Origin of the sequence: Pigmentiphaga sp. (assembly GCF_033795525.1) — a bacterium.
Classification (GTDB): Bacteria; Pseudomonadota; Gammaproteobacteria; order Burkholderiales; family Burkholderiaceae_B; genus Pigmentiphaga.
The window spans coordinates 131,616-155,888 of sequence record NZ_JARYGM010000002.1; the positions used below are offsets into that span (position 1 = coordinate 131,616).

Annotated in this window: 18 protein-coding genes and 2 CRISPR repeat arrays; of the genes, 8 read left to right on the plus strand and 10 right to left on the minus strand. The window is 62.0% G+C overall.

Going from position 1 to position 24,273, the window contains the following annotated elements:
- Window positions 1–87: 87 nt before the first annotated feature.
- Window positions 88–2,985: a CRISPR direct-repeat array (repeat unit 29 nt; unit sequence GTGTTCCCCGCGCGAGCGGGGATGAACCG).
- 288 nt (window positions 2,986–3,273) lie between these two features.
- From cas3 to cas2e, 8 genes are all read left to right on the plus strand, one after another.
- On the plus strand, window positions 3,274–5,946 hold the full coding sequence (cas3, locus tag QHC78_RS05385) for a CRISPR-associated helicase Cas3' (RefSeq protein WP_319743458.1): 2,673 nt from the start codon (window positions 3,274–3,276) through the stop codon (window positions 5,944–5,946).
- 201 nt (window positions 5,947–6,147) lie between these two features.
- Window positions 6,148–7,692 carry a type I-E CRISPR-associated protein Cse1/CasA gene (gene casA / locus QHC78_RS05390; RefSeq protein ID WP_319742861.1) on the plus strand — a complete coding sequence of 515 codons (1,545 nt, stop codon included), beginning with the start codon at window positions 6,148–6,150 and terminating at the stop codon, window positions 7,690–7,692.
- A 1-nt stretch (window position 7,693) separates the two neighbouring features.
- Entirely contained in the window at window positions 7,694–8,236 is a 543-nt protein-coding gene (gene casB / locus QHC78_RS05395; protein WP_319742862.1) for a type I-E CRISPR-associated protein Cse2/CasB, read from the plus strand.
- 36 nt (window positions 8,237–8,272) lie between these two features.
- Window positions 8,273–9,406, plus strand: coding sequence for a type I-E CRISPR-associated protein Cas7/Cse4/CasC (cas7e, locus tag QHC78_RS05400; RefSeq protein WP_319742863.1), 1,134 nt, complete (start codon window positions 8,273–8,275; stop codon window positions 9,404–9,406).
- A gap of 1 nt (window position 9,407) precedes the next feature.
- Complete coding sequence (gene cas5e / locus QHC78_RS05405) at window positions 9,408–10,079, plus strand: type I-E CRISPR-associated protein Cas5/CasD (protein ID WP_319742864.1); 672 nt, start codon at window positions 9,408–9,410, stop codon at window positions 10,077–10,079.
- On the plus strand, window positions 10,054–10,662 hold the full coding sequence (gene cas6e, locus QHC78_RS21115; protein ID WP_413816417.1) for a type I-E CRISPR-associated protein Cas6/Cse3/CasE: 609 nt from the start codon (window positions 10,054–10,056) through the stop codon (window positions 10,660–10,662). The genes cas5e and cas6e overlap by 26 nt, the downstream gene beginning before the upstream one ends.
- Window positions 10,663–10,691: 29 nt before the next feature.
- A complete protein-coding gene (gene cas1e, locus QHC78_RS05410) occupies window positions 10,692–11,579 on the plus strand; it encodes a type I-E CRISPR-associated endonuclease Cas1e (RefSeq protein WP_319742865.1) in 888 nt (295 codons plus the stop codon).
- Entirely contained in the window at window positions 11,579–11,878 is a 300-nt protein-coding gene (gene cas2e, locus QHC78_RS05415; RefSeq protein ID WP_319742866.1) for a type I-E CRISPR-associated endoribonuclease Cas2e, read from the plus strand. The genes cas1e and cas2e overlap by 1 nt, the downstream gene beginning before the upstream one ends.
- A 65-nt stretch (window positions 11,879–11,943) precedes the next feature.
- Window positions 11,944–14,232: a CRISPR direct-repeat array (repeat unit 29 nt; unit sequence GTGTTCCCCGCGCGAGCGGGGATGAACCG).
- An 83-nt stretch (window positions 14,233–14,315) separates the two neighbouring features.
- Here the strand turns inward: cas2e and QHC78_RS05420 are convergent.
- The 10 genes from QHC78_RS05420 to QHC78_RS05465 all read right to left on the minus strand — a co-directional run bounded on the left by QHC78_RS05420 (window position 14,316) and on the right by QHC78_RS05465 (window position 24,266).
- Window positions 14,316–14,942, minus strand: coding sequence for a short chain dehydrogenase (locus QHC78_RS05420; protein WP_319742867.1), 627 nt, complete (start codon window positions 14,940–14,942; stop codon window positions 14,316–14,318).
- Window positions 14,942–15,139, minus strand: a complete 198-nt coding sequence (gene thmT, locus QHC78_RS05425; RefSeq protein WP_319742868.1) for a 2-hydroxymuconate tautomerase — start codon at window positions 15,137–15,139, stop codon at window positions 14,942–14,944. Before thmT ends, QHC78_RS05420 begins: the two co-directional genes overlap by 1 nt.
- Window positions 15,140–15,150: 11 nt before the next feature.
- Window positions 15,151–16,413 carry a D-amino acid dehydrogenase gene (locus QHC78_RS05430; RefSeq protein ID WP_319742869.1) on the minus strand — a complete coding sequence of 421 codons (1,263 nt, stop codon included), beginning with the start codon at window positions 16,411–16,413 and terminating at the stop codon, window positions 15,151–15,153.
- A gap of 12 nt (window positions 16,414–16,425) precedes the next feature.
- Window positions 16,426–17,400: a Bug family tripartite tricarboxylate transporter substrate binding protein gene (locus tag QHC78_RS05435; protein WP_319742870.1), complete on the minus strand. Its 975-nt coding sequence runs from the start codon at window positions 17,398–17,400 to the stop codon at window positions 16,426–16,428.
- A gap of 47 nt (window positions 17,401–17,447) precedes the next feature.
- On the minus strand, window positions 17,448–18,587 hold the full coding sequence (locus tag QHC78_RS05440; protein ID WP_319742871.1) for an alpha-hydroxy acid oxidase: 1,140 nt from the start codon (window positions 18,585–18,587) through the stop codon (window positions 17,448–17,450).
- Between the two features lie 197 nt (window positions 18,588–18,784).
- Entirely contained in the window at window positions 18,785–19,264 is a 480-nt protein-coding gene (locus QHC78_RS05445; protein WP_319742872.1) for a MarR family winged helix-turn-helix transcriptional regulator, read from the minus strand.
- Between the two features lie 173 nt (window positions 19,265–19,437).
- Window positions 19,438–20,421 carry a Bug family tripartite tricarboxylate transporter substrate binding protein gene (locus QHC78_RS05450; protein WP_319742873.1) on the minus strand — a complete coding sequence of 328 codons (984 nt, stop codon included), beginning with the start codon at window positions 20,419–20,421 and terminating at the stop codon, window positions 19,438–19,440.
- A 23-nt stretch (window positions 20,422–20,444) separates the two neighbouring features.
- Window positions 20,445–21,824 (minus strand): FAD-dependent oxidoreductase, encoded by a 1,380-nt coding sequence (locus QHC78_RS05455; protein ID WP_319742874.1) that lies wholly within the window; start codon window positions 21,822–21,824, stop codon window positions 20,445–20,447.
- A gap of 18 nt (window positions 21,825–21,842) precedes the next feature.
- Window positions 21,843–23,261 carry an FAD-dependent oxidoreductase gene (locus tag QHC78_RS05460; RefSeq protein ID WP_319742875.1) on the minus strand — a complete coding sequence of 473 codons (1,419 nt, stop codon included), beginning with the start codon at window positions 23,259–23,261 and terminating at the stop codon, window positions 21,843–21,845.
- Window positions 23,262–23,294: 33 nt separating this feature from the next.
- Window positions 23,295–24,266 carry a Bug family tripartite tricarboxylate transporter substrate binding protein gene (locus QHC78_RS05465; protein ID WP_319742876.1) on the minus strand — a complete coding sequence of 324 codons (972 nt, stop codon included), beginning with the start codon at window positions 24,264–24,266 and terminating at the stop codon, window positions 23,295–23,297.
- Between the last annotated feature and the right edge of the window lie 7 nt (window positions 24,267–24,273).

Sequence of the window (24,273 nt, forward strand, 5' to 3'; positions counted from 1 at the left end):
TGCGCGCGGCTAGGGTTGGCTGGCCAGATTTCTGGTAGATTTTTAGTCGCTGATTTTCTTCTTTAAAAACAAACGCTTGCATTAAGTGTGTTCCCCGCGCGAGCGGGGATGAACCGAAATAGCGGACGTTATTGGGCGTGAACGCGCGGTGTTCCCCGCGCGAGCGGGGATGAACCGCGGACGATGTGGGTGAATTTGTACGTCACTGGGTGTTCCCCGCGCGAGCGGGGATGAACCGAAAATGGGCGGCCTGGTCAAGCGCCGCGCTGCGTGTTCCCCGCGCGAGCGGGGATGAACCGGATCGTTTAACGGATCGTCGCCCACATCCAGCCGTGTTCCCCGCGCGAGCGGGGATGAACCGTTCGAATGCCTTTCCTTCGAACTGCCCTTCTGGTGTTCCCCGCGCGAGCGGGGATGAACCGTGAATGTCATCGCGACTCGAATCTTGCCTACCGTGTTCCCCGCGCGAGCGGGGATGAACCGCGACATGGAAATCTCTGCCAACATGAACCTGGGTGTTCCCCGCGCGAGCGGGGATGAACCGCCGGGTACTTAGTCTGGAAATGGCGGAGGGAGGTGTTCCCCGCGCGAGCGGGGATGAACCGTGAGGTAGCGTACGGAGAACGAAATTTGCTAGGTGTTCCCCGCGCGAGCGGGGATGAACCGAATGCGCCCGCGGAAATCGGCACTGCCAATCAGTGTTCCCCGCGCGAGCGGGGATGAACCCACTCGGTTTCCTCGCGCCGTTCGCCGGTGTTCGTGTTCCCCGCGCGAGCGGGGATGAACCGCCGTATGATCGGGATTCCCCAACCCCGACCGTGTGTTCCCCGCGCGAGCGGGGATGAACCGCCGATGACAATGCCATCATCGCCCACGTCGGTGTGTTCCCCGCGCGAGCGGGGATGAACCGGCAATTGAATCGGCATATGGCGTACGTCGCAGGTGTTCCCCGCGCGAGCGGGGATGAACCGTTGGCGAACGGTAGTCTCGGGGCCAGACAACAGTGTTCCCCGCGCGAGCGGGGATGAACCGTCACACCAGTCCCTGCCCGTAATCCAGAGCTGGTGTTCCCCGCGCGAGCGGGGATGAACCGCCCGAGCGGCCGTTGCGCCACGCCTTGTTGCCGTGTTCCCCGCGCGAGCGGGGATGAACCGGCTGGGCTCGCAATGCGTCGATCTCATCTAGCGTGTTCCCCGCGCGAGCGGGGATGAACCGTCATGGTCTGCTGATCCGCGCTTGTAGCAAATGTGTTCCCCGCGCGAGCGGGGATGAACCGCCCAGTACCCGCCAGCCATGGCGGATGAGCGCGTGTTCCCCGCGCGAGCGGGGATGAACCGGCGAGGAATTGCAGTTCGATGTCTTCGTCGTTGTGTTCCCCGCGCGAGCGGGGATGAACCGATGGCTAAGAAGCGGGCGCAGATCGACTTCACGTGTTCCCCGCGCGAGCGGGGATGAACCGTCAACGTTCTGATTTCTGCGATTGACCAGATCGTGTTCCCCGCGCGAGCGGGGATGAACCGACCGTCACGAACACCGCCGCGGGGCGGTGACCGTGTTCCCCGCGCGAGCGGGGATGAACCGGCGATTTGAAGGTCATCATCGACGAGGACGAGGTGTTCCCCGCGCGAGCGGGGATGAACCGTCAAAGATCGCGTTTCGTGGAAGGGCGCGAACGTGTTCCCCGCGCGAGCGGGGATGAACCGGCGGATCCTGCTAGTCAGGCATGAGCGCCCTCGTGTTCCCCGCGCGAGCGGGGATGAACCGTCCTACATCAGATATCGATGAGGTTCTTGGGGGTGTTCCCCGCGCGAGCGGGGATGAACCGATGGCCCAGATTCGCGCGAAAGCCTCGACCGAGTGTTCCCCGCGCGAGCGGGGATGAACCGTCACATGGGGCCGGCTCGCGGTCGCAATTGCGGTGTTCCCCGCGCGAGCGGGGATGAACCGGCGGATCTCTTTGCCGATAGATTCGGGACACCGTGTTCCCCGCGCGAGCGGGGATGAACCGTTTTCGTAATTGCCATGGGATACCTTGATAGGGTGTTCCCCGCGCGAGCGGGGATGAACCGCACGGGTTTCTGTTGGTCAAGGCGCCGAATGGGTGTTCCCCGCGCGAGCGGGGATGAACCGCGTACATGGACTGGGTGATTGAGCCCACCATGGGTGTTCCCCGCGCGAGCGGGGATGAACCGACGATCGCGGCCGGCGCATCCCCATGGATATCGTGTTCCCCGCGCGAGCGGGGATGAACCGCAACTCGACGAAGCGCGGGAATTCCTGCGCACGTGTTCCCCGCGCGAGCGGGGATGAACCGAGGACACCTTCAGTAAGCGGTTTGTCTACTGGGTGTTCCCCGCGCGAGCGGGGATGAACCGGTCTCGGATCATTTCCCGACCGCGGCGAAAGTGTGTTCCCCGCGCGAGCGGGGATGAACCGGCATCGGCTTGGGCCCGCGTCCACGCCTTCGGGTGTTCCCCGCGCGAGCGGGGATGAACCGTCGACGATCGCCAAGCTGGCCCACGGGCTGCTGTGTTCCCCGCGCGAGCGGGGATGAACCGGCGGTTGTGTTCTGCTCGAGCATCGCGCACGCGTGTTCCCCGCGCGAGCGGGGATGAACCGACGGTCGCGCTCAAGGAATCGAGCGTGGATATGTGTTCCCCGCGCGAGCGGGGATGAACCGCGACAGTAACCCGAAGTGTCGATGCGATTGCGGTGTTCCCCGCGCGAGCGGGGATGAACCGAATGCCTGGGCCAGATGGGGCGCATAGCTGCTGTGTTCCCCGCGCGAGCGGGGATGAACCGGCCGGCGACGCGGGTCAGCAGGACGATCTGTTGTGTTCCCCGCGCGAGCGGGGATGAACCGAGATCGACCAGCGCCCGGACCTCGGGCGTGTCGTGTTCCCCGCGCGAGCGGGGATGAACCGTTGCCGATGAAGAAATCGCCCGTGATCGTCCCGTGTTCCCCGCGCGAGCGGGGATGAACCGAGGCGGGTCAAGAAGAAAGGCCAGGATGCCTACGTGTTCCCCGCGCGATAATCTTTCGTCCCAGTCAATGTCGTGACTTCGTCCCAGGTGGCTTACCGGCAAAATGGTAGACGCCCGAGTCCCCCGGTGTTTGCGTCCGAGGTTGGGAAAGTGTGCTGCAACCCGCCTCCACTATTATGTCATCTTAGCAATGCACTGGCGTCGTCCAAGGCGTGGTTGCAGCGACAATTTCAGAAGGCGCACTGCGTCGGTTCGGTGGGGGCTTAATTGATGAACGGCGTTGCGGACATGCCGACTTTCTCGCACCTTTCGCCTTTGGCAAGGTCTTTATGGGCGAAGAGCGGAGAACCAGGACATGGGCTCTTGGCCCATCTTCTGGACGTTGCCGCAACGGCACAAGTCATTCTCGAACACGAGCCGGACTCCACCCGACGCTGGGCTGCCGAAGCGTTTGGCCTGGAGCCCAAACACGTTTCGCGCTGGATGGCTCTTTTGGTAGGACTGCACGATTTCGGCAAAGGCATTCCGGGGTTTCAGAGCAAGTGGGAACCCGGTATGCAGGTAAGTCGTGAGGCCGGCTTGACGTATCCTGCAGCAGCCGTCGAGATGGACAGGCATGACCTTGCATCCGCGGCCTTGCTATCCGATTTCATGGAAGGCATGCCGCGTAAGGAACGATCATGGTGGCGGAGCGTTGTCCAGGCAGTTGCTGCCCATCATGGTTTTCATTTCTTGGTTTCTGAAGTTCAGAACGGTCGACCTATCGGCGAGCCTTCCGAGTGGGCAACCGTCCGGTTGGAAATTCTGACGCTTTATCGGAAAGTCCTGGCTCCTGGCGGCGCGACCACGTATCCCAGACTAAGCTTGCCAGCAGTCAATTGGTTGGCCGGGCTCACCAGTACGGCTGATTGGATTGCTTCGAACCCCGACTGGTTTCCCCTAGGGGAGCGTGAGGAGTCGCTTCACGACCATTACACCAATGCATGCCATCTGGCGACCAAGGCTTTACGGACTATTGGTTGGGACGCGTATCGGCCGCTAGTTGGGCTCGATGGTTCACCGACGACGGAGTCGCTGCTCAGTCGGATGACCGGCCGCAATGGCATCCAGCCACGTCCATTGCAGCAGGTGGGAGATTGCCTGCTTCGCCAAGCGCAAGGACCGGCTCTTTTTTTGGTCGAGGCGCCGATGGGCGAGGGCAAAACGGAACTAGCCTTTCTGGCGTTGCTGAGGCTGCAAGCGAGCAACGGTCACCGTGGATTGTATGTGGCGACGCCGACTCAGGCGACGGGAAATGCCATCTTTCGCAGAGCGCTCTCCTTCCTTGAGGAATTCGCAGCAGGACACATCGATATTCAGCTCATACACGGTGGGGCATCGATGGCCGAGGACGTGTGGCGATTGCGGGATATTAACGGCTCGAGGGCCGAGAGTATCGCGGTCTCCGCATGGTTCTCGCAGCGCAGGCGTCCTTTGTTATCTCCTTATGGTGTAGGTACGGTCGATCAAGCGTTGCTCAGTGTGCTCAACGTCAAACACCACTTCGTTCGCTTGTGGGGCTTGGCCAATCGGGTAATCGTGCTTGATGAAGTGCACGCATATGACACCTACACCTCCGGCCTGATCGCTGTTCTACTATGCTGGCTCAAGGCGCTTGGCAGTTCGGTCGTCCTCATGAGTGCGACGTTGCCCAAGTCACTGAAGATAGAACTGCTGCTTCGGTGGGGGGTGGAGGTGAATCGGATACCGGAGCTCGCCTATCCGCGTGTCATCATCGCCGACGCCGCAGGGATTCGTGCTGAGCATTTCGCTGCCAGGGAACAGGCGCCTATCACGCTCTCTGGCCTCGATGAATCCCTGGATTCGCTCGCTGCTCAGGCGCTGTTGCTCGTCGCCGAAGGTGGTTGCGGCGCGGTGATTGTCAACACGGTTGACCGAGCCCAGAAGCTGTATCTTTTGCTGCAGCGGCACTTGGACAGCGATACCGAGCTGTTGCTGTTTCACGCTCGTTTTCCTGCCGAGGTAAGGCGTCAGCTCGAGGATGCAGTGCTGAGACGTTTCGGGCTGGATGGTATCAGGCCGGGCCGTGCGCTGCTGGTGGCCACGCAAGTCGTGGAGCAGTCATTGGACCTCGACTTCGATTTCATGCTGAGCGATCTGGCTCCGGTCGATCTGCTCCTGCAGCGTGCAGGGCGGCTGCATCGCCATTTGCGTCAGCGGCCCGAGGTTCATGCGAGCCCGCGTTTGTGGGTGGCCGGACTGATTCCCGGCAGGCTTCCGGAACTGAAGGAAACCGGTTGGGGGCATGTCTATGACCCATACATTCTGGCACGGACCTGGGCGCTGCTGCATCCCGTCTCTCGACTCGATCTGCCGGCGGACATAGACCGTTGGGTCCAGGCCGTCTATGGCGACACCCCGATTCCTGAAGGCGTCGCCGCAGATGTCGCTTCCCGCATCGATACGGTGTTTCATGGCGAACATCTGGCCAAGGTGCAGCTTAGGCGGAGAGAGTTTCTGAATATCGCCATCGACCCCGGCAGCAGTCCTAGCGACGCCTACGTGAACAAGCCCCGCGGCTATGAAGAAGCTGAACGGGGCGAGGCTGCCGGACTGTTGAATCGCACGAGGCTGGGACCGGAATCCATCACCGTTGTCCCCGTTGAGGTACTTGAAGACGAGCTGTGGCGGGTACATGGGGGCCCCGAGTTTTCACCAAAAGAGCCCGTACCTGACTCGCTCGCCCGCCGGCTTTACGACAGACAAATCACTGTTTCGCGGGCGGCGCTGGTACGGCATTTCCACAATAGCGAGCCCGTTGCAGCCTTCGCGGAGCATCCGCTTTTGCGGAATCTGTTTCCTTTGCCGCTAATCGAGGGACGCTACGAGGCTACAGCCGGGTTCGGCCTTGTCTTGGACCCATCGCTAGGACTGGTGTACGAAACGACAAAGTCTGCGTAATAAAGTCTCCAGCTTTTGCTGTACGCAGCGGAGATGCTGCCCGCCTCTAAAGAAACATTTTGACTTCTTTTGAATTGTTTTGTTAAAAACATCACTCGCCTTCGGTTGATTAAGTGGCGTTGAAGGTCATTTCTGCCGTGTCGCTGTTCGATGAAGCGTGAATCGGGATGGACCAAGGATCCAATCCGTGGAGGGGAATACGTGGACAAGTCGTTTAGCCTCTTGGACGAAGAATGGTTGCCGGTCCGTTTCGGTGATGGGACGGTCGTGCGATTGGGTCTTAAGGAGGTATTCGCCCGTAGTCGCGAGATCGTCGCCTTGGCAGAAACAGCGCCGCCTAGCCTGGTGGCTCAGTACCGTTTGCTATTGGCCATTGTCCACCGAGCCCTGACCCAGGCGCGCGAGCGCTGGGGTGACGAAGACCGGGCGGATTGGCACGCCGAGGGCCTGCCGCTATCCGATATCCACGCGTACTTGGAACGGTGGCGAGACCGCTTCTGGCTCTTTCACCCGGAAGTCCCGTTCCTCCAGGTACCCGCACTGGCCTCCGCCCCTGAAACCCGAGACAAGCGCAAGCCCTGGACACAGATTGCACTCGCCAGCGCTAACGGCAATACGCCGGTAGTTTTCGACCACGCCTGGGATGGTGATCCGGTTACGATCACCGCCGCCGATGCCGTATGCACTTTGCTGGGCTTCCTCCAGTTCACGCCTGCAGGCCTGGTGAAGTCATTGCGAGACTCCGACAAAGCCGGCGCTCTTGTCAACACGGCTGCTGTCGTTCCTTTGGGTCCGAACCTGGCGAGCACCTTGTGTCTGGCCTTGCACCCGGCACCGACTGCTCATGCTGAGCCGGATCTCCCGGCATGGGAGCGTGAGCCGCTGACCACGGATCAAATACGTGCCGAGCCTGTCCTGGCGACCGGTCCTAACGACAGGTACACGCGGCAAAGCCGTGCTGTCCTGTTGGTACGGGAGAATGACGGCGGTGTCCGTTGGTTGCATTTTGGAGCCGGGCAGGCGCTGGGCGAGGATCCGCATGCGCCAGACCCGATGGCTAGTTATCGGGCTGGATCGAACGGGCTTGTTCGCCTGACTTTCACAGAAGGAAGGGCGATATGGCGCGACTTGCCTGCATTGGTTCCCGACCAGGGTAGCGGCGGCCAACCCGCCGCTGTACTGAACTATGCAATCAATCTGCACTTGGCGGATGCCACCAGACCGCCGCATCAGTTGCTGCTGATCGCTGGCGTTGCAAGCGATCAGGCGAAAATTCTCCGTTGGCGCGCCGATAGCATCGTGCTGCCATCCGAGTTGTTAATCAATCCAGACAAGGCGCAGCAGCTGGGTTCATTGCTGCGGGCTGCCGAGTCATTGTTCTCCGATGCGCGCAGACTGGCCACTTGGATGTTGGCTCATGCGCTGCCCGACAGCAAGAGCAAAGATACTCAGGGTCGAGCCAGGGCGCTGCTGGAGGCCGGCCCCTTCGCGGCGACTTATTTTGCGACGATGGAGCGCGCGTTGCCGGGGGCTCTACGTGAGCTTGGAGAGGGCGCCATAGGCGATGCCTCCGATTGGCATCAGGCAATGCGTGGGGCCGCTTTGCGTGCCTGGAACGAGGTTTTGATCTGTCTTGGTCAATCGGCGAGGGCGCTGCGCGCTGATGGCGAGTACACCCCAAGGTTTCACGCTCTATTGAACAAGTGGTGTCCCAAGCCACAGGTCGCGCTTTCTGAAGAGGTATGAATTGGCTGCCCAGGATTTTGTCGCCCATCTTGAGGGACTAGTAAGAAAAAAGGACAACGCGGCATTGGCCAGGCTTCGCCATAGCTTGGCATTTCCGCCAGGCTCCTATCCTCCCGCATTTCCTCATGTCGAAAGGTTCGTGCCTGCTGATGCACATGAGCGTGACGCTTACCGCTTGGCGTTGTATGTGGTGGCTGGGCTGTTTGCCCGTCACCCGCAGCAGACTTCCCGTTCCTTTGCATCCGCCTTCGCGGATCTGCAGCGGAGGCGCGAAAGCGGCAGCATCGAGCAGCGATTCGTCGCCCTGCTCGGGGCTGATCCTGACAACATTGCTAATTATCTGCGGCAGGCGACAACCCTGCTGGCGGCGGATGGCATTGGGTTGGACTATGTGCAGTTGATCGAAGACCTGAGCCGTTGGATGAATCCCTACATCGATCCGGTACGGCGTGACCGTATCCGCCAGCACTGGGCGCGCGATTTCTATCGTGCCGCTCAGGACGAACACAAGAACCCCAAAGAAGGCCAACAAACCAACGGCTAGGACGCCCACGCCGAACCTGATCGTAGGAACCTCATCATGAGCGCATTTCTAGAATTCCACCTGATTCAGAACTTCGCCCCGTCCAATCTCAATCGCGATGATACCGGGTCACCCAAGGACGCTATTTTCGGGGGACAACGCAGGGCCCGGGTCAGTAGTCAATGCTTCAAACGTTCGATCCGGATGATGGCTAGAGATTATGATCTGATCCCGCCGGCCCATCGTGGCGTACGCACGAAAAAGCTTAAGGCGCTCCTACGCGAACGTCTCGCCGATCGTGAACCGGAGGAAGCGGAAGCGAAGATCGAAGTGGCGCTGGGTGCTGCGGGATTGAAGATCAAGGAAGACGGCAAGACCGAGTATTTGCTGTTTCTTGGCGAAGGGGAGATCACGGCATTTGCCTCGTTGATCGCAGAGCATTGGGACCAATTGCCGACCGGAGGTGACAAGAAAAGCAAGAAGGACGCCAAGTCGGCATTGCCACCCGAGCTGCTCAAGAAGGCAAAGGCCTTGCTCGATGGTGGCAAGGCCGTCGATGTTGCGCTTTTCGGCCGAATGCTGGCCGATCTGCCGGCTGCCAACCAGAACGCCGCATGCCAAGTTGCGCATGCCATTAGCACGCATCGTGTCGAGCGGGAGTTCGACTATTTCACGGCGGTGGACGATCGCGGCGGCGACGATGAGACCGGCGCAGGAATGATCGGCCAAGTGGAGTTCAACTCTGCAACGTTTTACCGCTATGCGGTTCTTGATCTCAATAAGCTGCACGAGAACCTGCAAGGTGACGATGATCTCGTCCTTTCCTCGGTCGAGGCTTTCGCCAAGGCGATGGTGCTCGCGGTTCCCACCGGCAAGCAGAACACTTTCGCAGCACAGAACCTGCCTGAATTTGTCGGCATATCGCTTAGGCACGGCGTGCCGATGAGCTTGGCCAACGCCTTCGAAAAACCAGTGACGGCGCGTCTGGATCAGGGATTGTCGGACCAGTCGGTGGAGCGGCTCGTCGACTACGACAATAAGGTTTCGGCCGTCTATGGCTCCGACAACGATCGCTGGCTTGTGCTGGATATCACTGGTCGCTGGCCTGACGGCAAGGGACAAAGGGCCCAAAAGCTTGAAGCACTTGCAGAGCAGGCGCGGGCTATGGCTGCATCAGCGCTCGGTGTCTGACATGGCGACGTTGTTGCTGCAATTGTACGGGCCGATGCAATCGTGGGGGACGACTAGTCGCTATGATGAGCGTGATACCCAGCTTGAGCCGTCCAAGTCCGGCGTGATCGGGTTGGTGTGCGCCGCGCTCGGACGCGAGCGCGAAAGTCCAGTAGATGATCTCGCTGCACTGCGAATGGGGGTGCGTGTCGACCGCGAAGGCATCGTCATGCGGGACTACCAAACAGCCACGGGTGTCGCTATTGCCTCCAGCGGAAAGGCCGATGCCGGACGCACCATCGTGAGCCCACGGTACTTTCTTGCCGACGCGGTTTTCTTAGTGGGTCTGGAGGGGCAGCATAGCCTACTCGATCAGATCGACCAGGCGCTACGCAGGCCGCGCTGGCCATTGGCTCTTGGACGTAAGAGTTTCGTTCCATCCAAACCTGTGCATTTGCCGGGTGCACTCCTGGCGTTGCCGTTGGTGCAGGCCTTGGCGGTCTGGCCGGACCTCGTTGACGATACGCCGGCCGATATGTCCAAACGCGGCGTTGTGGAAGATGCGTCCGAGGGCAGCGTTCGGATGGACCAGCCTATTGCTGCGTTCGCGCAGCGCCAATTTGGCCCACGTTTCGTAAAGCCGGTTTTCTTTCGCCCCGGAGGCAAGCATGCACCTGAGCAGGCTGCGGCTTGATCCGCGCAGTCAGGAGGCCAGACGCGATCTGGCCAACCCGTACGAAATGCACCGTACGTTGACGCGGTGTTTCGTCAACGATAGCGGCGCGTTACCTCCTCGGTTCCTGTGGCGGTCAGAACCCGTTATCGACTGGCACGAGGCGGTAATCCTTGTGCAGTCCGAGACGTTGCCGTCCTGGGATGCGTTGACGTCGAGGGATCGCTATCTCAGGGGAGTACCCGAGTCGAAGGTTCTAATTCCGGAACAGCAGCTGCGGCACGCCACGGATTACCGATTTCGCCTTTTCGGCAATACCACGGTAACGCGGGACGGGAAACGATATGGTCTTGTTTCCGAAGACGCTCAATTGGCGTGGTTGGCACGGCAAGGCGAGAAATCGGGGTTCTCGGTCCTGGCTGCGTTAGTCATGTCGAGCGATGTGCTGAGGGCGCGAAAAGAGAATATGCCGATCAGTCTCCGGCGAGCATGCTTTGAGGGCCGGCTACGGGTGACGGACGCGGTTCTGCTGGCAGGTGCCATGAAACGTGGCATAGGGCCTGCCAAGGCTTTCGGATTCGGCCTCCTAAGCCTTGCACCCTGAAAATGCTTCCTCCGATAAAGCCGTTGCCGATGAAGGACCGTGTATCGATGGTCTTCATTCAGTACGGGCAAATCGATGTTCAAGATGGTGCCTTCGTCGTTATAGACCAGAGCGGCGTGCGTATGCACATTCCGGTCGGCTCGGTGGCATGTATCATGCTTGAGCCGGGCACTCGTGTGTCCCACGCGGCGGTGCACCTTGCCTCTACTGTGGGTACGCTGCTGGTATGGGTCGGCGAGTCCGGCGTACGGCTTTATGCCAGCGGACAGCCTGGTGGAGCAAGGGCGGATCGCCTGCTCTACCAGGCTAAGCTGGCTCTTGACGACGAACTGCGACTGAAAGTGGTGCGCAAGATGTACGAGTTGCGCTTCGGCGAGCCGGCACCCGCTCGACGCAGCGTTGAACAATTGCGTGGTATCGAGGGGGCAAGAGTACGAGAAACCTATAAGCTGCTGGCCCGCCAGCACGGGGTTGACTGGCGATCACGCAATTATGACCGGCAGCAGTGGGATGCTGCCGATATCCCCAATCGTTGCTTGTCGGCGGCGACGTCTTGTTTATATGGAATCACGGAAGCCGCAGTGCTTGCCGCTGGCTACGCGCCGGCGGTCGGGTTTATCCATACCGGAAAACCCTTGTCGTTCGTCTACGATATTGCCGACCTGTTCAAATTCGAAACCGTAGTGCCTTTGGCCTTCCATATAGCAGCGAAGGCTCCGGCCACCCCCGAACGGGAGGTTCGTTTGGCATGTAGGGACCTGTTTCGCTCGACTAAATTGTTGGGTCGAATCATTCCGCTAATTGAGGAAGTGCTTGCCGCAGGCAACATTCTGCCGCCCGAAGCTCCGCCTGAGTCGGTGCCGCCCGCGATCCCGAATCCAGAAAGCATCGGCGATGCAGGCCATCGGACGCAGTAATGAGCTTTGTAGTTGTCGTCACTGAGAACGTTCCGCCACGCCTGCGCGGACGCATGGCAATCTGGCTATTGGAAGTACGTGCGGGCGTATATATTGGGGACGTTTCTAGGCGGACTCGCGAGATGATCTGGCAGCAGCTTTCCGAAGGGTATGGGGACGGTAGTGTCGTGATGGCGTGGGCAAGCAGTCACGAGTCCGGCTACGAGTTCCAGACCTTGGGAGAAAATCGGCGTATTCCCGTTGAGTTCGACGGGTTGAGGTTTGTCGCTTTTCGTCCCCTTGAGAATTCCGGTCTTTAACAATTCGACTCGGTAGACTTTTGCGCGGCCGCTTTTGGGTTATTAATCAAATACTTAAGCTAAGTGTGTTCCCCGCGCGAGCGGGGATGAACCGGCGTGGTGTTGCGCGGTTACGAGGACCCTATCGTGTTCCCCGCGCGAGCGGGGATGAACCGAAAACGGGGGAAAACATAACAAGGGGGTAAAGGTGTTCCCCGCGCGAGCGGGGATGAACCGCGGACGTGCCCAGGCACGCTCGGCAGCGGTACGTGTTCCCCGCGCGAGCGGGGATGAACCGGCGGATTTCCAGTCGCTGGCCCGGTCGATCATGTGTTCCCCGCGCGAGCGGGGATGAACCGGCTACAAAATCGCGCTGCTCGTCCTAACGCGGGTGTTCCCCGCGCGAGCGGGGATGAACCGGCGTCGTAGACCGACATCTTGCCGCCGGTCAGGTGTTCCCCGCGCGAGCGGGGATGAACCGTTGATGTGCCGCAGTAATGGCCACAGCCAGCGGTGTTCCCCGCGCGAGCGGGGATGAACCGCCCATGATGCTGCTATTCGAGCCTATTACGGCGTGTTCCCCGCGCGAGCGGGGATGAACCGACGAACGATCCGCTGAAATGGAGTCAGGAGGCGTGTTCCCCGCGCGAGCGGGGATGAACCGCTCTTCGGCAATTGGGCGACGAGGCACAGCGGGTGTTCCCCGCGCGAGCGGGGATGAACCGCCCTTGTCGAAGTTGACGTGGCAGGCCTGGGCGTGTTCCCCGCGCGAGCGGGGATGAACCGGGTGATAAACTGCCGCATGGAAAAATCGCCTTAGTGTTCCCCGCGCGAGCGGGGATGAACCGCAGCGCGGCTCCAGGAGCGTGATCGAGCCCGTGGTGTTCCCCGCGCGAGCGGGGATGAACCGCCTGGGTGAAAAAGTACAGCGGCAACGGTCCGGTGTTCCCCGCGCGAGCGGGGATGAACCGCCGCGCGAATTCATTGTCACAAAGGAAATGGCGTGTTCCCCGCGCGAGCGGGGATGAACCGGACGTCCTGAAGCTCGCCGACAACGACAAGGCGTGTTCCCCGCGCGAGCGGGGATGAACCGACCACGGCGAAGTTCGGCACCGGCACCGAGTCGTGTTCCCCGCGCGAGCGGGGATGAACCGGCGGCGACCATGTGCGCATCAACGTACCGGGCGTGTTCCCCGCGCGAGCGGGGATGAACCGCCTGGCGCGGCCGTCTATGTCGCGCATGCCGAGTGTTCCCCGCGCGAGCGGGGATGAACCGGCGGAAAGCCGAATCCTATGGTCCGACCGTGAGTGTTCCCCGCGCGAGCGGGGATGAACCGTCGTCCAGCATCGGCCATTCTTGTGCCTGGGCGTGTTCCCCGCGCGAGCGGGGATGAACCGAACTGGAATCACTGGAACGTGTCTCTGTGGATGTGTTCCCCGCGCGAGCGGGGATGAACCGCAACAGCCCGCACGCGGCCTGCGAAGCGGTATGTGTTCCCCGCGCGAGCGGGGATGAACCGCTAACACGGCATCTACTAGCCGCATTGAGCAGGTGTTCCCCGCGCGAGCGGGGATGAACCGTATGGCCCCGGCACCAGCACAGATTTCCTCCAGTGTTCCCCGCGCGAGCGGGGATGAACCGCCAGGCGGCAGTCCGGTGTTGAACGGCCTGGGGTGTTCCCCGCGCGAGCGGGGATGAACCGAACTGATGTCCCATGTTCGCCGGGACCTATCCGTGTTCCCCGCGCGAGCGGGGATGAACCCTGAGGATCTGAACCGAAAGTTCGCCGCCAGCGGTGTTCCCCGCGCGAGCGGGGATGAACCGGTTGAGAGTATTTTTTGCTCGGTTTGCTGGTTGTGTTCCCCGCGCGAGCGGGGATGAACCGAACAGCTCCACACCGAACGCCAGCCCCATCAGGTGTTCCCCGCGCGAGCGGGGATGAACCGAATTTCCCCGTCCGTCATCTGACGAACTTCAAGTGTTCCCCGCGCGAGCGGGGATGAACCGGCGCTGAAGCTCTCCACGTTCAATGCAAGGTCGTGTTCCCCGCGCGAGCGGGGATGAACCGCTGCATTGCCTGGAGCCGCTCGTACATGCTCGCGTGTTCCCCGCGCGAGCGGGGATGAACCGGATCTCGAATGGCAGCTCGCCGCCGTGCGCCAGTGTTCCCCGCGCGAGCGGGGATGAACCGCCGGCGCCGGCGGTGGACACGATCGACTTCGAGTGTTCCCCGCGCGAGCGGGGATGAACCGCCCGAAACCGAGAGATCGCGATGCAGTTTGCCGTGTTCCCCGCGCGAGCGGGGATGAACCGAGCTCGGCCAGGCTGGACGCGCGAATCGCAACGTGTTCCCCGCGCGAGCGGGGATGCACCGCAGCAACGGCAGACCAGCCACATAAATTATCTCTGGGCATATTCGCCCAGTATGCGCAGGAGGCCGACTGATTAACGGCCGACTCAGCAGACTTTGAGAGTCTGGCCGGTAATTCGGCTTTCCAGGCAGCGCACATAAGCCAGCGCCACTTTGCTGGCGGGAATCTGCTCGAAACCGGCGAAGGCGGCACGTTGAGCGGCCGGAGTCTCGATTACGATGCTGGGACTGACCGCATTCAGGCGCAGCCCTGCCGGGAATTCAGTGGCGGCCGCCATCACCCATTTCTCGAGGCCGCCATTGACCATGCTCAACGACGAGCCACCGATGATAGGGTCGTCGCTGGTGGTCCCGGAGGTGAGTGTGACCGACCCGCCCTTGTTCAAGTAATGCCTGGCCAGCAAAGCCAGGTTGACCTGCCCCATCAATTTGTCGATCAGACCCAGCCCATAGGGTGATTCGGCCAAGGGCGCGGCGTCGGCGGCGTCAAGGGGAAAGAAGGCAGCCCTTCCTGCTGCCGATATCACGGCGTCGGCGCGTCCGAGCGTTTCGAACGCGTCACAGACCGAATCGGGATTGGAGAGGTCCAGTTCAATGTCTGCATCTTGCAACCCGCCCGTAATGACTTCGTGCTGGCGAGCCGTCAGCATCTCGTGCACGGCCTTTCCGATGGTGCCGGTCGCGCCGATGAGAAAAACGCGTTGTCGGGTCATCACTTGCCTCCTTCTTGGCGAGCAAAGGTTTTGCCCGCGACGGCCCAATTGTTATGTGCAACTTCATCGAACATCACGTAGATGTGCTCTGGCGCGGAGCCGGTATGACGGACCATGGTGTCGGTGATTTCGGCTGCGATGGCTTCTTTGACTTGGTCTGGCCGGCCTGGGAGGAGTTCTATTTTGACAATTGGCATGGGGAGTAAGGTCAAGAGGGAAGGGCGGTATAGCGAAGCGGAGAGTAGGGAGCAGCATCCAGCGCGGTTGGAGTCCCCGTCATGATCTGGGTAAGGAGCCGGGCGGAGCCGCAAGCCATGGTCCAACCCAGCGTGCCGTGGCCCGTGTTGATGTATAGGTTCTCGAGCGGCGTGGGGCCGATGAGGGGAGAGCCCTCGGGAGTCATGGGGCGAAAGCCGCACCAGGTCTCGGCGCTGGCCAAGTCAGCGGTGCCTGGAAAGCGCGCGTCGTGCATGACGCGCAGTTGGGCCAGGCGCTTTGCGTCTTGTTTGGCGTTGAAACCATCGAATTCGGCAAAGGCGGTGACGCGGATCCGGTTGCCGAAGCGGGCTACGGACACCTTGTCGTGGTCGTCCAGAATCGCGGTCTGGACGCTGCTGTCGCTATCCGTGATCGTTGCAGTTAGCGAATAGCCTTTGACCGGGTAGACCGGCAGTTTGAGTATCTGCTTTAGCAACGGTGAAGACCATGCTCCGGTCGTCATCACGTAGGCATCAGCGTGTATCAGGCCGCTGCTGGTCTGCAGCGCCCGGACGTTCTTGCCGTGGCTGTCAATTGCTTGTAGGACTGTGTTGAAGCGAATATCGACGCCGCCGGCAATGAGATGGCCGGACAATTCGTGGCAGAAGCGGCTGCTGTCAGCGCTGGACTCATCGGGCAGGTGCAACGCGCCAGTGAAGTTCAGCGAGGAGCGGGCCAAGCCGGGCTCAAGTTGCAATAATTGCGCTGGATCGAGTAACTCTGCCCGTTGTCCGCGATTGAGCAAATGGGCGTGCAAGCGTTTTGCCTTTTCCCATTCGTCATTCGTTTGCAGTGTCAGGGTAATGCCTTCATCGCGCTGATCAAACTGCAGCCGCAGGTGCTGGCGCAAGGCATGCCATTCGGCAATGCTATAGCGTGCAAGCGCCTCCATGTCAGTGCGATTTCGGGAGAACGTGGCGGCGCCGCTGTTTTTGAGCGCCAGCCATAACCAGCGCCATTGGAGAGCCGAAGTACTCAGCCTGATACGCAATGGGCCTTGCGGACGGAAGAAGCTTTTTACAGCGGTGCCGATAGTACCGGGGGCCGCCCACGGCGCGCACAGGCCTTTGGAAAGCTGCCCTCCGTTGCCATGGCTGGCGCCGAGCGCCACCGCCGCTTCGCGTTCGATGATGGTGACTTGGAAACCCGCTTGATGAAGATACCAAGCGCTGGTCAAGCCCATCAGCCCGGCACCAACGATACAGACATGCATTCAGGCGCTTCCTTATTGCACCGAGATGCCGAACTGCTTGACGCTCTGTTGATACAGCTTGAAATCGCTGGCGTTCAGTTCCGCCATGCGTTCCGCAGAGCCGCCGGCCGGGATGACGCCCATGTCTTCCATCTGCTTCAGTACTTTGGGGTCTTTCAGCCCTTCGTTCAATGCCGCGTTGAGCTTGTTGACGATGCCTGCCGGCGTTCCTTTCGGGGCGAACACGCCCCACCAGGCATTCAAGGTAATGTCATAGCCCAGCTCTTGCAGCGTCGGCACGCCGGGCAAAACCGGTGTGCGCTCGGACGAGGTCACTGCCAAGGCTTTGAGCTTGTTGGCTTCAAGATGTTGGAAGATGACCCCCGGCGTGACCACGGCAATCGGAATATGGCCGCCAAGTACGTCGGTTGTCAGCGGCGCATTGCCGCGATAGTGCGCGGCGGTGGACTGGATGCCGGCCGCATGAAGCAGCATTTCGCCCACCACGTGCATCGGCGTGCCGGCGCCGGGCGTACCGTAGGAAATGTTCTTGCCCGCCTTCACCTGATCAACGAACTGCTTGATCGAAGTGATGCCACTTTCATTGCTGGCAGCAATCGCGAACGGGGAGGTACCGGTATTGATGATGGGTGTGAAATCGTCTACGGCGTGATACGGAACGCCGGTCGGCAGCACGTGGGGAACGATGGGGTGGGTGTTCGGCGTGAACAACAGGGTGTAGCCGTCGGGCGCGGCGCGAGCCACCTGGTTCGTGCCGATCGAGCCTGCCGCCCCTGCCCGGTTTTCAACCACGACATTCTGGCCCAGGCGCTTGCTCAACTGTTCGGCGTAGAGGCGGGCCAATGCGTCGGTATCTCCCCCGGCAGGCCAAGCGACAACCAGCTTAATAAGTTTGTTCGGATAGCTGTCGGCTGCCTGGGTCAGCATTGGGGCGGCCAGGCCCAGCGCGGCAACGAGGGCGGCAAGATATCGGCGGCTAAGGCTCATGAAAGTCATCCTTGTGATGAAGTGAATGGGAATTGCGGCCAGAGGGGTTAAAGCAGAATGCCTGGATGAATATCGGCCACGCTCTGGCAGCCGCAGAAGGCCATGGTCAGGCGCAGCTCTTCGTGCAGCAGTGAGATCGCCTGATCAACGCCGGCCTGACCGGCGGCGGCGAGGCCGTATAAATGGGCACGACCCAGGTGAATGCAGCGTGCACCTCGAGCCAGAGCTTTCAGCACATGTTGTCCGGTACGGACTCCGCCGTCCAAGTGAACTTCGGCTCGGTCGCCAATGCGCTCCACAATGGCGGGCAAGGCTCGGATGCTGCTGTCGGCGCCATCCAACTGCCGACCGCCGTGATTGCTGACCTGTACGGCGTCAGCGCCCGCTTGTACGGCAAGTGCGGCATCGTCGGCATCCAGCACGCCTTTGACGATCAGCTTGCCGTCCCAGCGCTCGCGGACCCAGCTGACGTCGTCCCAGCCGATGTCGGTTGCTAGTTGTCCCGCTGCCCACTGGGCAATGGCGTCCCGCCCTTGCACGCCGCTCAACTGGCCGTCCAGGTTTCCGAAGCTGCGATGCCGCGTACGAATCATGCTCCAGGCCCAGTTCGGCTTGGTGGCGAATTCGATCAGATGGCGAAAGGTGAGACGAGGAGGAACAGCCAAGCCGTTCTTGGCATCGCGGTGGCGCCTGCCAACCTGGTGCAGGTCGAGTGTGAGCATCAGCGCGGGGCAGCTCAGCGCGCGTGCCCGGTCGATCAGGGACTGGAGAAAACCGCGATCCTTGAAGATAGAAATTTGAAGATTGAAAGGGTGTCGTTGAGTGGCGGCTGACACGGCCTCCATTGAGCAGTTGCTCATGATGGACAGTGTGAACGGAATGCCGTGGTTCTTTGCGGCACGGGCTGCCAGGATCTCGCCATCGCCGTGGATGAAACCGGAGAGGCCGGTGGGCGCGATGGCCAGGGGCAGGCGCTGCCTTCGGCCCAGTACCTCGGTTTCGCAGTCAAGCGCCGCAAGCTTGGCGGCTACCCGTTGCCGAAAGCGCAGCGAATCGAAATCCCCGGTGTTATGGGCGCAAGTTGCCTCGGACCAGGAGCCGCCATCGATGAAGTCGAAAAACATGCGCGGCAGACGCCGCTTGGCCCGGCTGCGCAAATCTTCAATGCAAGTAATCGGTGATGCCATGACGCTCTTTAGTGGAGACCGTGCTCCACGAATCGGCCGGAAGAGTGGGCATCCTAGATGCAACATGTTGATTTTGCAACATGTTGGTTAGGCCCGATGCGATGAACCCGAGGGATGGTTTTTTAGATTCCCTTAATAAATCAAGAGCTTGTGCTGCTTCGACCGCAGTGTTTTGGTGAGGTCGCTAGGGGAAAATCCTAGGGATTCTCGCAGCGTTGCATCAGTTTGATCAGGCTGGTGTATAGCGCCCGACGCTCGCTCTGGCTCAAGGCCGCGAGCAAATCGACTTGCTTTCGTTGGGCGACCGGGACCAAGGCTTGGTAGCGGTCCAGTCCTGCTTTGCTAATCACGCAGACTACCTTCTTTTTGTTGCCGCTGGAGTCCGGCTCCACTGTGCATAGCCCGCTTGACTGCAGTTCGCGCAAGGTGCGGCTGATCTGGCCTTTGTCGAGACCGGAGAGCGTGACGGCGTCCGTAAATGGCAAGGGGCTGTAGCGAGCGATCAGCGCCAGTAAACGCCACTGTGGTACGGTCAACCCATGCTGTCTTGCATATACGCCTGTGACGTTGCGCCGCATCAGGCTGGCCAGCTGCGGTACGAGGGTCGTGACAAATTGCTCGATAGGAATGTCTGCCCCGTCTGCGGATAGCGTCTCCCACGGTCGATTCGTAGCCACGGGGCCGTTGGAAGGTGTGGGCGCGTCGGACGGAGAGGGGGCCCGGGAAGGCATCGGTTTGGCGCGAGGCATGACAGGGAAACGCTTGGAATCAGAAACAAAAACGCGCTAAGCGTAGAGCGTGCAGGCCAGGCGGTCAAACCACTTCCGATAATGAGCCCCAGCGCTCGCGCTCAATCAATCTTGATATTCGCCTTCCGTATCACGTCTCCCCAAAGCCGATAGTCATCCTTGATCATCTTCTCGAACGCCCTCGGCGGGCCGCCAATCTTCTCCGCGCCCAGTGCCGCCAGCCGTTCCTTGAACGCCGGCGTCTCCATCACCCGGTTGATCGCCTGATTGAGCCGATTGACGACGCTATCCGGCGTCCCTGTCCGCGCCACAATCCCAAACCACGAATACAGCTCAAAGCCCTTGACCCCCTGCTCATCCAGCGTGGGCACATCAGGAAACTGCGGAGACCGCTTCAACGCCGTCACCCCCAGCGACCGTAGCCGGCCCGACTTCAGCAGGGGCTGTACCGAAAACTCGATATCGAAGTGAACCGGCACGTCGCCCGCCACCAGCGCAACGTTGGCCGGCGCCGAGCCGCGATAGGGGATGTGCTGCATCTCCACGCCAGTAACCTGCTTGAACCGCTCCGCGCCCAGGTGCGGCATGGTGCCGGAACCGCCCGAGCCATAGTTCATGCGCCCGCCTTCGCGCCTGGCCATGGCGATCAGGTCCTGGATGCCTTGGCCGGGAAAGTCGGGCGCGACGGCCACCTGGTGGGGACTGCGGAACACGCCGACCACGGCGCGGAAGTCGCGAACGGGTTCGAAGTCCATGGAGGGGTAGAGCCACTTTCCGGTGGAGATGACGTTGCTGGCCATCAGCAGGGTGTGGCCGTCGGCGGGCTGTCCCAGTACGAATTCGCTGCCGATGATGGCGCCCGCGCCGGGCTTGTTTTCCACGACGACGGGTTGGCCCAGTTCCTTGCCCAGGCCTTCGGCGATCGACCGTGCGGTGGTGTCGGACGGGCCGCCGGCGGGGAAGGGCACGATCAGTCGAATGGGTTTGCTGGGATAGTCTTGGGCCAGCGCGGGGAAGGCGGCGCCGGCCGTAGCTGCCGTCAATAGGGCAGCTGCCAGCGTGTTGCGTCTAACGGCGTTGTGCATAGTTGTCTCCTTCTTTGATTCATTCAGGCGGGGCGCGCCTCGACCGAGTTCTTGTCCGCGCCGGCCAGTGCGTCGTCCGTCGATACCAAGGCATCCTGGTCGCGCAGCGTCTGGCGCAGCGTGTCGATGGCGGGGTTCTCCAGCGTGGCCTGGCCGCCGGCAACCAGGGCGGCATAGGCGCCCGCCGCATGGCCCAGGCACATGGCGGTGCCCATGTGGCGGGCGCCGCCGTTGGCTTCACGCGTGGCGGAGATGGCCCGGCCGGTGACGACGATGCCTTCGATGGACTGGGGCAGCAGGCAGGCCAGGGGGATTTCGAAGGGGGCGGGCGGCATCCACAGGTCGACGCCGGTGCCGCCGGCTTCGTGCAGGTCCATGGGTCCGGCGCCCAGGGCGACGGCGTCGGCGAAGCGTTTGCCGCCCGTGATGTCTTCGGTCGTGAGGGTGTAGCGGCCGACGATGCGGCGCGTTTCGCGTATGCCGACGCGTTCGGCGATGCCCGCCAGCACGGATTGTTCGAAGCCGGGCACGTGTTCGCGCAGGAAGGGCACGATGGTCTTGATCTGTTGCCGCCCGATCTGTTCGGCCCGTGTCAGTTCCGCGCCGTCCAGCGCGTCGATGCCGTGGATGCGGCTCATGAGGCAGATGGCGTCGGTGTCGCCGGGCGTACTGCAGAAGGATAGGCTTTCCCAGGCGAGCTGGCCGCGCTGCAGTCCGTCCAGGGCGATGGCGCGCTTGCGCTCGCGCGGGATCGCGCGGAAGGTGCGCACGTCTACGTTGGACATGCGGAACACCAGGGTCAGGGGCTGGCGTTTGTCGCGAAGCTCGGGTTCTTCGCCCACGTAGGGAACGCCGGCAGCGGCCGCGATGACGGCATCGCCGGTGGCGTCGACCAGCATGCGCGAGCGCAGCGCGCGGCGGCCGGAAACGTTCTCCAGCAGCAGGCCGGCTACGCGGCCGCCTTCCATCAGCGGGCCGACGACGCGCGAGTGCAGGAGCACGTCCACGCCGGCTTCGCGCGCCATGTCGTCGGCCACGATCTTGACGATTTCCGGGTTGAAGGGGAAGTTGGTGATGGTGACGGGGTTGGCGCTGGCCTCGGCGAGGGTGTAGCGGCGGAAGCCGTCGCTGCCGCCCGCGGCTTGGATGCGCTGGGTGAGTTCGAAGCCTATGCCGCCCACGCAGCGGACGGTGCCGTTGAACAGGCCGATGTACTGCGCGACCATGCCCGAGGTGGCGGTGCCGCCCAGGCAGCCGGCGCGTTCGACCAGCGCGACGCGCGCGCCGCTGCGGGCCGCCGCGACGGCGGCCACCAGGCCGGACGCGCCGCCGCCGGCGACGATGACGTCGTAGTGGCCCAGCACGGGCGTGGCGAGGGTTTCGGTGATGACCGAAGCATTCATGTCGTGTCTCCTTGGAGGTTAGAAGGCCAGAGGCTCGGTCCAGCGGATCTGCTTGGGCCCGACGCCTTCGCGGATGGCGCGGGCGGCGGCGTGGCCGGCGACTTCGCCGGTCTGGCAGCACCAGGGGAAGTTGCGCATGACCATGAAGATGGTCTCGAAGGTGAAGGACAGCGATGCGCCCGTCAGCAGCAGGTTGTTGACCTCTTTGGGCAGGAAGCAGCGATAGGGCACCTCGAAGGTGTATTTCGCGTACTGGTCCCAGAAGAAGGTCTTGGTCATGGGCGGTGTGACGGCGTCGGGAAAGCGCCGTTCCTCGCGCGCGTCGTCGATGGAGAAAACGTATTCGCCTATGGGATGGCGGCCATCCCTCACGCCGACGTAGCGGCCGACGTGGGTCATGAAGGCATGCTGGAATCCCGGCACGTACTTGCGCAGGAAGGTGGCCTCGGCGTCGATCAGCCGGCGCAGCTCTTTCTTGGCGCGCGAGGCGTGTTCGGCGTCTTCGTCCATGTGCAGCGCCCATTCGTAGGGTACGTTTTGCCACAGGATGAAGGTACCCGGCCCCTGGATGGGGCTCATGTCCACCGTCGGATGGCCGATGTAGTGGTCGCCATAGACGCCCTGGTCGGCCAGGCGTGGGCGATAGAGTTCCGGGGGAATGTCGCCCGCCGCGCGCGCCGCGTTGATCAGCTTGCTCAACGCGGGATCGTTCTTGCTCTTTTGGTAGGCCGCCGTCTGCGCAAAGTCGATGCCGCTCATGATCCAGAGCAGGCCCCCGGGGATGGGGCGCTCCAGTGCATCCTTGGCTACGGTTTCGGGTTGCCGTCCGCCGCCGCTTACGAAGGGTGCGCCCGCACGCGCCACCACTTCCGCGGTGCCGCTGCCTTCCACGAAGATGCGTCCACGGATGGCTTGGCGGCCCTGTACCGTTTCTATGATGGCATGGGTGATGCGGCGCTCGTGGCCTTCGGCCTCCATCTCGACATCCGCGAAGGAGGCGCCGTAGAAGGATTGCACGCCGGCTTCCTCGAGCATCTGCAGCATGATGTTGCCCGCGGCATCGGGATTGAAGGATGCCCGGCGGAAGGGCGAGCCTGGCTTGAGGTAGTAGTCGTAGTGCGACAGCGCATTGCCGGCCCAGTCGGGCAGTTCTTTCTCGGTGGCGATGTAGATGGCCCCCGCGTTGGCGAACCGTTCCATCAGTTCGGTGTGGATACCGCCGATGCCTGGGTTGGCGGCGCCCTGGAGGCCCGACGTATGGACGCCTCCGGGCATGTCGAATTTTTCGACCAGGACCACGCGGCAGCCCTCGCGCCGGGCACGCAGCGCGGCCGCGAATCCGCCCGGTCCCGCGCCGATGACGACGACGTCGGCTTCCGCTACGACGGGCACGCCCTTGGCGGTGCAGCCCAAAGGCTTGGTGCTATCGCTTTTCAATGCTCATTCTCCCTGGGTGCTCGGTGCCGACGGTTATTGGTCGGCGGTGATCTTGTTGTCGACGATGACGGGCTTCCAGCGCGCCAGCTCTTCTTGCATGAACGCCTTGAATTGCACCGGCGTGCCGGGCGCGGGTTGCATCAACTGCTGGCGCAGCAGTTCCACGACGTGCGGCTGGCGCAGCACTTCGCCGATTGCGGCACTGATGCGCTCGGCCAGCGCGGGTGGCATCCCGCCGGGCCCAACGAACCCCATCCAGGCGCTGCCGACGATCTCGGGGTAGAACTCCCGCAGGGCCGGCACGTCGGGCAATAGCGACGCGCGGTCGGCAGTGGACACCGCGATCGGGACCACGTTGTTGCCGCGCACCTGTGCCATGGTGGCCTGCGCGGGCAGGCAGCCCATTTGCACCTCGTTCGTCATCACGGCGGTGGTAGCCTGGACCGCGCCGGCGTACATCACGGGGACGACTTGCGTGCCGCTCTTGTTGGCAAGCAGCGTCATGACCAGGTGGCCCAGCGAACCATTGCCCACGTACGAGTAGTTGTATTTGCCGGGATTCTTCTTCAGCACCTCGATCAGTTCGGGCAGCGTCTTGACGCCCAGCGCCTTGGAGGCGATCAACAGGCAGGGCTGGTGCACGCCCAGCGTCAGGGGCGTGAGATCCTTGGCGGGGTCGTAGGCCATGCTTTTGTAGAGCAAGGGGTTGTGGACCAGCGGACCGGCGATGCTGACACCGAAGGTGCTGCCGTCGGGCTGCGCACGGGCGACAAGCGTGGTGCCTATCATGCCTCCGGCACCGGGCCGGGAGTCCACGATGAAGGGCGTGCCGAACTTCTTTTGCAGTCCTTCGGCCACGACGCGCGCTACGGTGTCGGTGGTCGTACCGGCGCTGAAAGGGTTGACCACCGTGGTGGTGCGGCTCGGCCATTCCTGGGCGTATGCCACGGTGGTGGCTGTGGCAAGTATGGCGAAGCAGGCGGTGGTGAACAGTGTTTTTTTCATGGTTGTC

What these genes read in the sequence shown, in the direction of transcription:
- QHC78_RS05435 (WP_319742870.1), bottom strand. Translation starts at nt 17,400, where the DNA reads ATGAGCCTTAGCCGCCGATATCTTGCCGCCCTCGTTGCCGCGCTGGGC.
- QHC78_RS05450 (WP_319742873.1), bottom strand. Translation starts at nt 20,421, where the DNA reads ATGCACAACGCCGTTAGACGCAACACGCTGGCAGCTGCCCTATTGACG.
- cas7e (WP_319742863.1), top strand. Translation starts at nt 8,273, where the DNA reads ATGAGCGCATTTCTAGAATTCCACCTGATTCAGAACTTCGCCCCGTCC.
- cas2e (WP_319742866.1), top strand. Translation starts at nt 11,579, where the DNA reads ATGAGCTTTGTAGTTGTCGTCACTGAGAACGTTCCGCCACGCCTGCGC.
- QHC78_RS05430 (WP_319742869.1), bottom strand. Translation starts at nt 16,413, where the DNA reads ATGCATGTCTGTATCGTTGGTGCCGGGCTGATGGGCTTGACCAGCGCT.
- cas3 (WP_319743458.1), top strand. Translation starts at nt 3,274, where the DNA reads ATGCCGACTTTCTCGCACCTTTCGCCTTTGGCAAGGTCTTTATGGGCG.
- QHC78_RS05465 (WP_319742876.1), bottom strand. Translation starts at nt 24,266, where the DNA reads ATGAAAAAAACACTGTTCACCACCGCCTGCTTCGCCATACTTGCCACA.
- cas1e (WP_319742865.1), top strand. Translation starts at nt 10,692, where the DNA reads ATGAAGGACCGTGTATCGATGGTCTTCATTCAGTACGGGCAAATCGAT.
- QHC78_RS05455 (WP_319742874.1), bottom strand. Translation starts at nt 21,824, where the DNA reads ATGAATGCTTCGGTCATCACCGAAACCCTCGCCACGCCCGTGCTGGGC.
- QHC78_RS05440 (WP_319742871.1), bottom strand. Translation starts at nt 18,587, where the DNA reads ATGGCATCACCGATTACTTGCATTGAAGATTTGCGCAGCCGGGCCAAG.
- QHC78_RS05420 (WP_319742867.1), bottom strand. Translation starts at nt 14,942, where the DNA reads ATGACCCGACAACGCGTTTTTCTCATCGGCGCGACCGGCACCATCGGA.
- cas5e (WP_319742864.1), top strand. Translation starts at nt 9,408, where the DNA reads ATGGCGACGTTGTTGCTGCAATTGTACGGGCCGATGCAATCGTGGGGG.
- thmT (WP_319742868.1), bottom strand. Translation starts at nt 15,139, where the DNA reads ATGCCAATTGTCAAAATAGAACTCCTCCCAGGCCGGCCAGACCAAGTC.
- cas6e (WP_413816417.1), top strand. Translation starts at nt 10,054, where the DNA reads ATGCACCTGAGCAGGCTGCGGCTTGATCCGCGCAGTCAGGAGGCCAGA.